The 12,057-nt window shown below is 56.7% G+C and carries 9 protein-coding genes; 6 read left to right on the plus strand and 3 right to left on the minus strand.

What is annotated here, in order from left to right; genetic code table 11:
* Positions 1 to 6 precede the first annotated feature (6 nt).
* Positions 7 to 759: an ABC transporter ATP-binding protein gene (locus Pla52nx_RS04200; protein WP_146520081.1), complete on the plus strand. Its 753-nt coding sequence runs from the start codon at positions 7 to 9 to the stop codon at positions 757 to 759.
* A 138-nt stretch (positions 760 to 897) separates the two neighbouring features.
* Here Pla52nx_RS04200 and Pla52nx_RS04205 read toward each other — a convergent pair whose 3' ends face one another.
* Positions 898 to 2,256, minus strand: coding sequence for a leucine-rich repeat domain-containing protein (locus tag Pla52nx_RS04205; protein WP_231741977.1), 1,359 nt, complete (start codon positions 2,254 to 2,256; stop codon positions 898 to 900).
* A gap of 469 nt (positions 2,257 to 2,725) precedes the next feature.
* Between Pla52nx_RS04205 and Pla52nx_RS04210 the strand changes: the two genes are divergently transcribed.
* The 3 genes from Pla52nx_RS04210 to Pla52nx_RS04220 all read left to right on the plus strand — a co-directional run bounded on the left by Pla52nx_RS04210 (position 2,726) and on the right by Pla52nx_RS04220 (position 5,909).
* A complete protein-coding gene (locus tag Pla52nx_RS04210) occupies positions 2,726 to 4,141 on the plus strand; it encodes a Gfo/Idh/MocA family protein (RefSeq protein WP_146520080.1) in 1,416 nt (471 codons plus the stop codon).
* A gap of 386 nt (positions 4,142 to 4,527) precedes the next feature.
* Positions 4,528 to 5,094, plus strand: coding sequence for a sigma-70 family RNA polymerase sigma factor (locus Pla52nx_RS04215; RefSeq protein ID WP_197454583.1), 567 nt, complete (start codon positions 4,528 to 4,530; stop codon positions 5,092 to 5,094).
* Positions 5,094 to 5,909: an anti-sigma factor gene (locus Pla52nx_RS04220; protein WP_146520078.1), complete on the plus strand. Its 816-nt coding sequence runs from the start codon at positions 5,094 to 5,096 to the stop codon at positions 5,907 to 5,909. Before Pla52nx_RS04215 ends, Pla52nx_RS04220 begins: the two co-directional genes overlap by 1 nt.
* A gap of 47 nt (positions 5,910 to 5,956) precedes the next feature.
* Here the strand turns inward: Pla52nx_RS04220 and Pla52nx_RS04225 are convergent, their stop codons facing one another.
* The gene (locus Pla52nx_RS04225) at positions 5,957 to 6,991 is read right to left on the minus strand and encodes a nucleoside hydrolase (protein ID WP_146520077.1); all 1,035 of its coding nucleotides are present in this window, start codon (positions 6,989 to 6,991) and stop codon (positions 5,957 to 5,959) included.
* Positions 6,992 to 7,138: 147 nt separating this feature from the next.
* The gene (locus Pla52nx_RS04230; protein WP_146520076.1) at positions 7,139 to 8,719 is read right to left on the minus strand and encodes a serine/threonine-protein kinase; all 1,581 of its coding nucleotides are present in this window, start codon (positions 8,717 to 8,719) and stop codon (positions 7,139 to 7,141) included.
* A 759-nt stretch (positions 8,720 to 9,478) separates the two neighbouring features.
* On the opposite strand from Pla52nx_RS04230, the gene Pla52nx_RS04235 reads away from it, so the two are divergent.
* Together Pla52nx_RS04235 and Pla52nx_RS04240 are read left to right on the plus strand one after the other, a co-directional pair.
* Positions 9,479 to 10,516: a hypothetical protein gene (locus Pla52nx_RS04235; RefSeq protein ID WP_146520075.1), complete on the plus strand. Its 1,038-nt coding sequence runs from the start codon at positions 9,479 to 9,481 to the stop codon at positions 10,514 to 10,516.
* Positions 10,517 to 10,575: 59 nt separating this feature from the next.
* On the plus strand, positions 10,576 to 12,036 hold the full coding sequence (locus tag Pla52nx_RS04240; RefSeq protein ID WP_197454581.1) for an aldehyde dehydrogenase family protein: 1,461 nt from the start codon (positions 10,576 to 10,578) through the stop codon (positions 12,034 to 12,036).
* Positions 12,037 to 12,057: the final 21 nt, after the last annotated feature.

Genomic DNA, 12,057 nt, shown 5'->3' on the forward strand with positions numbered 1-12,057 from the left:
GTCTTGATGCACGATCACATTGTTCTCAAAGCTCGCGGTCTGACCAAGAGTTACCACAAGGACCGTATCGAAGTCCCCGTCCTGCGAGGCATCGACTTGGATGTCGCCGACGGACTGGTCACCGCTTTGGTGGGCCGCTCGGGCAGTGGCAAGAGCACCCTGATGCACTTGTTGGCAACCTTGGATCGCCCCGACACGGGCGAGATCTTCTTTCGAGATTTTCGCATCGACAATGCGTCTCGATCACATCGTGATGCGTACCGCAATCGTGACATCGGGATCATCTTTCAGTTCTACCACTTGCTGCCTGAACTCAGCGCTCTGGAAAACGTGCTGGCGCCGATGATGATCAGCCGCAGTTTCTGGGGCTATTTGTCGACCCGCAAAGAACTGCGGCGACGAGCCGAAGCCATGTTGGATCGCGTCGGTCTGTTGCACCGAGCCAAACACAAACCGAGTGAAATGAGCGGCGGTGAAATGCAACGCGCCGCGATCGCGCGGGCCTTGATGACCGATCCTGGAATGCTGCTCGCCGATGAACCGACAGGCAACCTGGATACCGAAACCGGCCACGAAATCCTGAGCCTATTGATGGAACTCAATCGCGACGACGGATTGACGATCCTGATGATCACGCACGACGACGCGATCGCCAAAGGTGCCGATGTGTGCTTGCGAATGCAAGACGGCCAGATCACGGATGAAGTGTTTGTCACCGCGGAGCAAGACAGCAAGCCAACCATGGCCATCGCCGGATAGAAATCGACGACTTCTAAAACTGAAAATTCCCCCTCACACCCTCTCCCACCAGCTCGGTGTCATCACAATCGCCCACTATCAGATGCCGGTCGACAGCCCACGCTGAATCCCGTCAGCGTGGGAGCAGGTTTTGAGACCTCAGTTCTCAAACTCTTTGACGGTCAAGTTCTCGTATTTATCGAACATTTCGTCCAGCACGTCGTTACCGATCGATGTGTTGGCAACGTTGATGAGTTTCAGTTCGGGCAAGCTGGCCAGTTTCAAGAAGCTCTCGTCGGTCAATTGCGTGCTGGCGACATTGAGCGTTTGCAGCTTGGTGAACTTCATCAACGTATCGATGGATTCATCCGTCACCGCGGTGGCTTTGAGGTCTAACTCTGTCAAGTTGACCAGGGCACCCAACTCATTGAGTGCTTCGTCGTTCAGTTTGGTTTCCCAGAACCCGAGGTAAGTCAGGCTGGTGGAGTCTTTGAGTTTCTTGAAGGCCTCGGCGCTGACCAAGCGGCACTCCGCCATGTCGAGATAGCTCAAACTCGGCAGGGCTGCGATGACTGCCAATCCGGCGTCGTCCAGCGAAGTCTCACGAAGCTCCAAACGCGACAGCTTGGGCATACCCGCCAGATTGGCGATGCCCTCACCGGTGATGTCGGTCGCACGGATGCGGACGCGTTCCAGATTCTTGAGCCCCTTGAGAGCCTTCATGCCTTCGTCGCTGATCCCCGCATCGTCAAGTTGAAATTGTTTCAGCGTGGGAATGCTGCCGAGCACTTCCAGCGTCTTGTTGGTCAACGAAGTGCATTTGTTGGCATTGAAAGAGGTCAGGGGCAAATTGCTCAAATGCGCCACGCCTTCGTCGGTGATCTTTGATTTTTCCAATTGCACGTCGACCAACGAAGTCAACTTGGCCAGCGCCGGCATCGCTTCGTCGCCGACGTTGGTGTTTCGCAAATCGATCATGCGAAGCTTTTTCAGTGGCGCCAGCTTCTCCAACCCTTCTCGGGTGATAGCGGAGCGACGAAGCATCAGGACTTGCAACCCGGTCAACTTGGCGACGTGATCCATCGCAGCATTGGTGATCGCGGAGTCCGAAAAATCAAGTTTCTTGAGTTTCGTCCACGTCGTGATCGCTTCCAGGCCTTTGTCGTCGACACTCGGGCCCGAGAAGCGAGCTTCCGTGACATTTGGGATGCCCGCGAAGTGTTGGTACGCGTCCGATTTATCACCGTCGCCGGCCACGACGACACCGACCACGGTCCCATTGCTGTCCTTGGTCAACATGATTCCGGCTTCTTCCAGTGCCGCGATCGCGTCGGGGTCATCCGCCGCCGGTTTGGCAGCGGGTGCGTTTGCCACTGCCGCTGAATCGCCCGGCTTCGAGTTTTCGACTTGATCTGCTGGTTGCGTCGGAGCAGGAGATTTTTGTTTGCAACCGCCCATCAAGGTAATGAAACAGACGGAACAAACGACCAATAGTGACGGCAAGAAACGGGCGAGCATGGAATCTCAGGTGCGAAAGGAACGGGGGAAAATGCGGGAGTCGAGGCGACAATGGGCCGGAATGGGGGCCCGTGTGTCAAGGTTTAAGTGTAACGTCCATGCCGAAGCTGGCAACGAAAGGACTTTTTCCCGGCACCGGCCCATCAGGCGAATCGGCACCCTGTTTCGACGATTTCCTTGTCAACTCCACCATTTTGCTTGTCCCTCCGCTGGATTCCCGTTGGCAGAGAACACGGCGTATGCCGGGTTAGGCACCCCAAAACGTTGTTTAATGAAGCCGACTTTGCTATGTTAATGGGCGACGGGGACTTGTTCCCAACCTACCACTCCAATCGTCGCCGGCTGACCGTCTATCGTTTCTGAGCAAACGGTTCCGTTTAGACCATTCATGCTAAGAAATCCCTTTGCCTGAAACCGTTGCTGCGGCGATCACCCCCCACTTACCTTACTGCTAGAGGAATCAACGTTCATGGCAAATAAATCTACTCGTCGTCGTTTCATCGGCCAAACCGCCGCGTTGGGCGTTGCCGGTGTCGGCTATTGGGCGGGAACCAGCCCGGTATTGAAGGCTCAAGAGTCGGCATTGCAAGGCCTCAGCGCTGCATGCATCGGTGTCGGCGGCAAGGGTGGCAGCGATACCAGCCACATCGCAGAACAAGGCGTGAACATCGTCGGACTCTGTGACGTCGACGGCGGCTCATTGCAAAAGAAAGGTCGCGAGTTCACTTCGGCTGAGCAGTTCAATGATTTCCGCGAGATGCTCGACAAGATCGGTGAGAAAGTCGACATCGTCACCGTCAGCACGCCTGACCATAACCACGCCGCAGCAGCCATTCGCGCGATGCGGATGAAGAAACACATCTACTGTCAAAAACCACTGACGTGGTCGATCCGTGAAGCACGGATGATGCGTGAAACGGCTGAGGAGATGGGCGTCATCACTCAGATGGGCAACCAAGGAACCAGCGAAGACGGATTGCGAACGGCTGTCGAAGTCATCCAGAGCGGTGCGATCGGTGATGTCGCCGAAGTTCACGTTTGGTCCAACCGTCCCATTTGGCCACAAGGTAAGGGACGCCCCGCAGGCAGCGATCCGGTACCAGAAGATTTGAACTGGGATGCATGGATCGGCCCCGCCCCGATGCGTCCCTTCAAAAAGGGTGAGTACCACGCATTCAATTGGCGCGGTTGGGCCGACTTCGGAACGGGAGCTCTCGGTGACATGGCGTGCCACACAACCAACATGCCCGTCATGGCGTTGAAACTGTGGGACCCGGTCGCCGTCACCGCCGTCAAGAACCCCGGCATCTTCGAAGGCGAAACGTATCCGGCCAGCAGCGCCCTGTTGTTCGAGTTCCCCGAACGCGAAGGCTTGTGCGCCTGCAAGTTCTACTGGTACGACGGAGGCGAATTGCCCAGCAGCGAACTCATCAGCCAGTTGCCCCGCCGTCAGCGTCAAGCTCTGGAGGAGCAACTCAAAGGCACCTCGCAGAACAAACAAAGCGGCGCGTTGGTCGTCGGCAGCAAGGGCATGGTGTTCTCGCCCGATGATTACGGTGCCAAGTTCTACTTGTTGCCCGAAGACAAGTTCGTCGACTACAAAGAACCCGAGCAAACGCTGCCTCGGATCCCCGCCAAACTTTCGGGCGACCAACGCCAAAAGTGGGAATTCGTCAGCACCGTCAAAGGCGAGTACGAGCCGGGCACCATGTCCAACTTCGGCTACGCAGGCCGCCTGACCGAAACCATCCTGGTCGGCAACTTGGCGTTGCGTGCAGGCGAAGGACAACGCATCGAGTGGGATGCAAAGACACTGACCAGTGCCAACGTCCCCGCCGTCAACGAGTTCGTGCAACGCGAGTACCGTAAAGGCTGGGAAATCTGATTTCCTCAACCACTCGAGTCGCAACACTCGGGCATTCTCACAATCGAAACGGCGTGCCCTCAACGGTCACGCCGTTTTTTTATGCCCCATATGACCGAAATCGACGGCTTGGCCTAGCCTGGGCTGTTCAACATTTGGGGTCGCGTCCCGATTACCCCCCCCTTTTCCGTATTGCTCGTTGCGTATTGCTCGTTGTTTGAGTACTCCCCGACATGGTTGCATCCGCTCGCGTCTGGGCTGCGAATGGTGTTCTGTTGGGCCGACCACGCCGAAAACCCATTGCAGTCACGGCCGATCAGGAGAATCGATAGGATGAACGTACAGCCGACTGCGAAACACTGAGTGGGCGAGGGATGTCAACAACGCAAAAGGTGGAAGACGTTTTGATGAGTGACAACATGGATACAGACAATCCGATCTTGCCTCGGATCGCCGCGGGGGATGAGTACGCCGTCAGCGAATGCTTGGAACAGTTCGGCGGCCTGGTCTGGTCGCTCGCTAAACGGATGTGCCCGGCCGACGCGGAGGATGCGACGCAGGAGATATTCATTGAAATCTGGCAAAAGGCTTCCACGTTCGACCCGTCGCGTTGCAGCGAAGCAGGTTTCATTGGGATGATTGCCCGTCGACGGCTGATCGATCGGCTTCGACGCCTGGGACGAAACCATGTGACCTCGGCGTCGGATGAGATCATCGAGGTCGCGTCGCTGGAGAACGTTGATCGAGTGGAGCTTGCCGACGAAGCAGCCAAGGCGGTCGACTGTATGGAAAAATTATCAGAGCGACAGCAAGAAATATTGACGCTTTCGATTCATCACGGAGTCTCACAGGCTCAGATTTCAGGCCGATTGGGTATCCCACTTGGCACAGTGAAATCATATGGCAGACGTGCGTTGATTCAACTGCGTGACTGCATGCGTCGTCCTGCCGCCCAGGTCGAAGGAGGTGTGTGATGAGCGATACGCTAAACCCATTGAATCCAGATCAACTTGAACTCATCGCCGGTCATGTGCTGGATGATCTTTCCGACACCGAAAAGCAGCAGATTGGCGAGATCTGGAATGATGCCGTCGAAGCCGAGTCTGACAGCCTGCACCTCACGGCCGCGAGCATTCAAATGATTTTTGACAATCCGCCCGAGATGCCGGACGATCTCAGACGCATCATCTTGACCGATGCGCAGGCATTTTTTGCGGAACAGAGAGTGTCGCCAGCGGAGCATGGAGGCGAAACACCCGCTGCCACACTGGCCCTCCCAACGCCGAAGGTGTTGCGTCGTGAGTGGGTTGCATGGCTGGCTGCTGCAGCGGCGATTCTGCTGGCCGTCGGCAGCTGGATCGGCAATCGCCCCTCCCAAGTCACCGATGCTGTTGGTCTACGTCGTGCGCTAGTGGCCGAGGCATCGGATCTGATTGAAGTCGCTTGGTCTCCCGGAAAAACTCCGTTTCCAAGACCCGTTCAAGGCGACGTCGTCTGGAGCAACGAGGCTCAGGAGGGCTACATGCGGTTTGTCGACATGCCAGTCAATGATCCGACCCAGCGTCAGTACCAGCTTTGGATCATCGATCCGGCGAGGGACGATGAACCGATCGATGGCGGCGTGTTCGATATTTCCTCCACGGGTGAACTTGTGATTCCGATTCACGCGAAGCTGAAAGTGTTGCAGCCGGTGGCGTTTGCCATCACTATCGAAAAGCCTGGCGGGGTCGTGGTTTCAACGCAAGACGACCTGCCGCTGCTTGCGGCGGTTCCATCCACCGAAGCGTGATCAGGATTGGAGATGACCAGGATTGGAGATAGGTTGCGTCGGTCGGCTCAATCGCCTGAAGTTGGCGGTTGACTCGACAACAGTGTCAGGGCTTCGACCACTCGCGGCTTTTGATCTTCGCGGATGATCAGGTGGCGATCGCGACCTCCCGGCATGGCGTTGAATGTCGTCAGGCCGTCCGCTCCCACAGAGACGTTGCCGTCAGCAGAGAGGTCAAAGTATCCCGCTTCGGGACGAACCGCATAGAGCACCGAGGTCAAATCCCAAGTCGGGCGATCGTGCGGCGGCGGAATGTACAGCGTGTAGGCTTCCGGCAGCGGGTGATGCTTGACGTAACGGTAGTCGGATAAAATGCTTTGGTGTGGATACCGCAAGTTGCGGCCGATTTCAAAACCACTCCAAACGATCGGCGTCGGCCATTTTTCGCAGAGCTTCGTCGCCGCCGGCAAGTCCTTCACCACGTTGTACTCTTTGTGGTCGTACAACTCTCCTTTGTCGTTCTCGATTTGCGTGAACGCACCGGCCATGATCGACAACAGCCGAACCTTTTGCTTGACCAAATCCGTCCCGGCCAACGGGCTGTGTTTGTCGGCTGGTGAAGTCAACAAGTTGGCAAGGTTCGTTGAAAAGCCGACTTGGCAGATGACGACGGATCCATCGTCCGCACCTGCCAGCACATCGCGAAGCAGAGCGACCGCGTCGGGGGCGTCTTTGCCCGACATCAGATCGTGCGGATAACGCAGCTTGCCATTATCCATTGCTTCGGCCAACACATTGAACTTACCAGGTTCAGGAGTCACGCCGCTGCGGCACACGCCGATCGGGATTCCGCCACGACCATAAAACGTGTTGACGCAATCGACGAACGGCGCGGCCAGTTCGTGATCCTTGGTCGTCGTCACCGCCAAGAGTTCGCACTCGCCGCGAGATTGCAGGGCGTGAATCATCCCCAAAGCCAAGACGTCATCGCAATCATTGCCGATGTCGGTGTCGAAAATCAACGGCACAGGTGCCGAGCCGTCTTGCGCGATCACGTGCAGGCAAACGAAAAAACAAAGCGACAAAGCGAGAAGGCATCTCATGTGATAAACCGGCTCCAAACAATGGTGATAAACATGGCGGAGGAATACGTCTTGCAGAATCGATCCACCGACTGAGAGGAACTCCCGCAAAACTCACGAGCAGACATTCTATCATCGCTCACCAACCGAGTGATCGTTCCTAGTGCGTCAGTCTTCCTCAGGAGCCAGATACTGGATCCCATAAAGTTGACGTTCCGTTTCACTCAGCGGCGTGCCCCACCGTTGTTTTGCCATTTGCACCAGTTCATCGGTTGTCTCTGGCAGCGAATCGGAGGGAGCCGCTGTCGTTGGGTTTGTGTCCGAGTTCGCATCCGACGAAGCCGCTCCAGAGAATCCAGCGCGGAGGCGTTCTCTGAGCAGATCAATCATCTCCGCCGGCGGTGCAAGGCCGCGTTGGCCGGCCAGATCGATGGCAGCCAGTGCCAGTTGAATCGACAACTCCGGTTTGGAGTCTTGTAGTCCACTCGCCGAGGTCGCCAGACGATTGATCTCAAATTCGGCCAGCTCATTGGGTCGATCCGTTGATGCGGAAATGTATTTAGACGTCAGTCTGCGTTCGGTCGTCAACAGAAGGGTCGCTCTGTCCAGTTGGTCCTGTAGTTCCAGGACATCGTTTCGAGCACGAAACAAAGCGACCAAGACGGCGGCCGTCATCAGCACCAGCAGCATCGCTGCGCTGCCCGAGACGCTGGCGAACAGCACGTGTGTTCTCAACATCATTCGCGCTTGACGTATCCATCCGGGCGGTTTTGCCAAGATCGGCTCGCCGGCGATGAATCGACGCAGATCTTCGGACAGTTCGTCCGCCGACGCGTAGCGATCCGCCACGCTTTTGCTCAAACATTTCAACGTGATCACTTCCAAATCCGCTGGCACGCTGGCGTTGAGGGCTGACGGTGGCACCGGCTCGCGCGAGATCACTTGCATCACCACGTCGACGGGCGAAGCCGCTTGAAAGGGCGGGCGTCCCGTCACCATTGCATACAGCACGGCTCCGATGGAATACACGTCCGCTGCGGGACCGATCGACTGCGTCGAACCACCAGCCTGCTCGGGCGGCATGTAGTGCGGTGTGCCGATCAGTTCGCCCTGCTGGGTGACTTCACTGCCACCGCCGATCAACTTGCTGACGCCAAAGTCGGTCACGCGAACGGAGTGGGTGCGATCGATCAATATGTTCGCCGGTTTCAGATCGCGATGAATGATCTGATGTTCGTGTGCGTGCCCGATTGCATCGGTCAATTCCTTGGCAATCCGTGCGGCTTCGGCGGACGTCAAGGGACCGTCACGCAACCGCTCCGCCAAACTTTCTCCGTCCACGAGCGCCATGGCAAAGTACGGACGCTGATGCCATTGCCCGACGCTGAAAACCGGCACGATCCCGGGGTGGTCCAATGCCGCAGCCGCACGAGCTTCGTTGGCAAAGCGTTCACGATACTCGGCGCTGACGTCGTCCCCCGCCAGCATCATCTTGATCGCGACATCGCGTCCCAAAGCGGCGTGCTTGGCTCGAAACACCACCCCCATCGCGCCCCGAGCAACTTCACCCACGATCTCGTACTGGTCGATCACCGTGCCACGCTCGGGCAACGCCAACTTCGAGTCATTCTCAGCAGCGGCTCGCTCGATCGGCGCTGACATTGGCGCAATGGTGACCGCATCCAAATCGGCGACGCCGTCGGGGTCTATGGATTCTACGAAGCTTTTGTCACGTGAGTCCTGATTCAATTCAAACGCCTGTGAACAGTCCGCCTAGTGAAAAATGCCGCCTAGTGCATCGTCCAGTCTTAGAACGTGGGTTCGGTAGATGAGCCGTTTTGGCGTTAGCCACGGTTTTCGTGCCACAACCGTGGCTAACGCCAAAACGGCTAACCCCAAAATCAAGACCGGACGATGCACTAGTGAAAAATGCTGCCTAGTGCATCGTCCAGTCTTAGAACGTGGGTTCGGTAGATGAGCCGTTTTGGCGTTAGCCACGGTTTTCGTGCCACAACCGTGGCTAACGCCAAAACGGCTAACCCCAAAATCAAGACCGGACGATGCACTAGTGAAAAATGCCGCCTAGTGCATCGTCCAGTCTTAGAACGTGGGTTCGGTAGATGAGCCGTTTTGGCGTTAGCCACGGTTTTCGTGACACAACCGTGGCTAACGCCAAAACGGCTAACCCCAAAATCAAGACCGGACGATGCACTAGTGAAAAATGCCGCCTATCGAAATGTGTACCGAGTGGGCAAGCATTTAGACGTTAACGAGCATGCGGCATTGCGGCAACATGCGTGACCGCCCGCTTTATCGAATCACAGACAGATATTCATGAAAACTTCCACGACACGCTTCTCGACATGCTGGCGCATCCACGCCAGCATGTCGAACCGCTACGCGTCACCTGAATCTCGATGAGAACATCGGGTTAAGTTCTGTTGATTCGCTATCGAGGTCACTGCACGATCTCTCCTCTGAAAAGTACAACCCTGCATTGAGAGAATCATGGGAGGAAAATACGAGACAACATCCATGCAGGTTAGCAAGTCCAAGTCTGGGATCACGCGCGACGGCACACGATTCGTCGTTGTCTACAAGTTGCAGGATGGCGGTTATTCCGAGCCCATCAAGCTGCGAATCGATGATGCGATCGGAATCGCAAAACGATTTCGCGATCACCGCAAAGGAGATCGCTCACGAAGCATCAGTGCATCGGCGGCCAAGTACGTCTACAAGAAAATCAGTGAGAAAGGATTGCTGACAGACGAGGTATCTGCGAATAGCGAAGACCCCGCGCCATTGCCATCTCACGACACGCCTGATGCCAAGTCAAATCTGAAATCGGATTCAATGTTGGCTCCCGTTTACCTGCCCTACTTGGAGGTGAACCGTGAGCCTCAGGTGAGTGATGAAATGGTGGATCAATTGGCATTCTTGCTCAGCGGAATCGATCCCGCTGCGCGAAATGATCCGAAGTTCGCCCGCTCGGGAGTGACGATGCGAGATCTAATCCAACAAACTGAGGTCCGAGTCAGCACGAGCAGATTGCTGTACACAGATCATCGCTATGTGCTGATCCATTTGCGGAATCTCGACGACGACGCGTTTCGAGCCAAATGGAATGAGGCGAAGGAACAACCGGGGGGACAGGACGCAACGGACCTGATCAAGTTGACGCGGCGATTGGAGAAACTCGATCTGGAAAACGCGAGCGAGATCGCCAAGAATAGCGAAGAAGCGGAGCTGATTTTGCAGATTCAGTCGCGTGCGGTCGACCTTTTGGTGCGCCGTTATCGACGTACGCAGCGAAAGCTTGATGAAATCAATCGGTCGGATTCCAAACCCGCCGTCGATACACGGTCTCAAGGTGGATGGCTCTCTCGCTTGAATTTTTTCAACAAGAAGGAATCGGAGGTTCACAACAAGCCGGTCCCAGTTGACGAGGCAGCGCACATGGCTGCGAGGGCCTATCTGGACCACTGCGTGCAACTGGGGCGAGTCCTACGGACCGACGTTGCCAAACGCGCGGTCGCCGATCAATAGCAGCGAGCGTTCGGTGTATAGTTTGCCAATGATGGTGGAGCGGACGATGTACGCCGCACATGAGCAACTGGCAACGCAGAGAATTCTTTATGCAACGCGTCGGACACTGGATCAACGGTACGCTGCGCCCCGCGACGCAGAGCAGTTCGTTTGAGGTTCGCAATCCGCTGGATGACAGTGTCTATGCAATCGCTGCTCGTGGCGATCTGTCGGATGTCGCCGACGCCGCTGGATCCGCCAGCGAGTTTGCAGCCGAATATGCGAGATCAACGCCCAGCGATCGCGAGCAATGGTTGATCACGGCAGCCGGGCTGCTGCAGCAACGTGCCGACGCATTCAGCGAAGTGCTGATTGACGAGATCGGCTCCTCGATTTCCAAGGCACGAATGGAGATCGGAATTGCGGTGCGAAACCTGACGGCGACGGCCGCGATGGCTCGCCAAGTCGGCGGCAAGATTTATCCGACCGACGGCATCGGCCGCTGGAGTCTTGGATTTCGAAAACCGATCGGCGTTGTCGCGGGCATCACCCCCTTTAACGTTCCCCTGATCAAAGGGGTCAAACACAGCAGCATGGCGTTGGCCACCGGCAACCCCTTTGTCTGGTTGCCGTCGGACCAGGCTCCGGTCACAGCCAGCATGTTGACTCAGTTGTATTGCGATGCCGGAGTGCCGCCCAACGCATTGCAGTTGGTGTTGGGGCACGGAGTGGAGATCGGCGATGCGTTGGTCACCGATCCGCGTGTTGCCGCCGTCGGCTTCACCGGCTCCCACCGTGTCGGACGTCATGTTCAGCGTCTCTGTGGCGAGAACGGCAAACGCGTGACGTTGGAACTGGGGGGAATCAATCCGTTGGTGGTCTGGGAAGATGCCAACATGGAGGCGGCCGTGAAAGCCGCACTGTTGGGTGGATTCTTATACCAGGGCCAGATCTGCATGGCGTCCAGCCGCGTGATCGTCCACCGCAGTCGGCACGACGAGTTTGTGAAGCGGCTCTGTGGGGCCGCCCGAGGGTTGCCGATGGGTGATTTGCGAGATCCGACGACGGTGATCGGGCCGATCATTTCGGAAAAACAACGCCAGCGGATTCGGGAATTGGTCGCTGATGCAACACAAAAAGGGGCCAGAATCTTCTGCGGTGGCCGTTGGCACGAAAATAAACTCGAACCTACCGTGCTGTGCGGTGTCACTGATGACATGCGTCTGCATGCCGAAGAAGTATTCGGCCCTGTCGTGACGGTCTCTGCCGCCGACGATTTTTCCGACGCGCTCTCCCAAGCCAACGCGACTCCGTTCGGGCTGGTCGCCTCGGTTTTTACCGAGAATCTGGATTTGGCCATGCGTTTCGCGGACCAAATCGACGCGGGGATGGTCCACATCAACGCGATGACGATCCAACAAGAACCCCAGGTTCCCTTCGGCGGAAACGGCGAAAGCGGATTTGGACGCGAAGGCTTGGAAACGGGCTTGGACGATATGACCCAATGGAAATGGGTGACTCTCGGCCCCTCAAATCCCTAGTGCCGGTGTTGAAACGGCGAC

The organism is Stieleria varia, from assembly GCF_038443385.1.
In the GTDB taxonomy this organism is placed as follows: Bacteria; Planctomycetota; Planctomycetia; order Pirellulales; family Pirellulaceae; genus Stieleria; species Stieleria varia.

Bases quoted from the DNA above. Each gene is read 5' to 3' on its own strand.
- Pla52nx_RS04200 (WP_146520081.1), top strand. From the start codon at position 7: ATGCACGATCACATTGTTCTCAAAGCTCGCGGTCTGACCAAGAGTTAC.
- Pla52nx_RS04205 (WP_231741977.1), bottom strand. From the start codon at position 2,256: ATGCTCGCCCGTTTCTTGCCGTCACTATTGGTCGTTTGTTCCGTCTGT.
- Pla52nx_RS04210 (WP_146520080.1), top strand. From the start codon at position 2,726: ATGGCAAATAAATCTACTCGTCGTCGTTTCATCGGCCAAACCGCCGCG.
- Pla52nx_RS04215 (WP_197454583.1), top strand. From the start codon at position 4,528: ATGAGTGACAACATGGATACAGACAATCCGATCTTGCCTCGGATCGCC.
- Pla52nx_RS04220 (WP_146520078.1), top strand. From the start codon at position 5,094: ATGAGCGATACGCTAAACCCATTGAATCCAGATCAACTTGAACTCATC.
- Pla52nx_RS04225 (WP_146520077.1), bottom strand. From the start codon at position 6,991: ATGAGATGCCTTCTCGCTTTGTCGCTTTGTTTTTTCGTTTGCCTGCAC.
- Pla52nx_RS04235 (WP_146520075.1), top strand. From the start codon at position 9,479: ATGGGAGGAAAATACGAGACAACATCCATGCAGGTTAGCAAGTCCAAG.
- Pla52nx_RS04240 (WP_197454581.1), top strand. From the start codon at position 10,576: ATGAGCAACTGGCAACGCAGAGAATTCTTTATGCAACGCGTCGGACAC.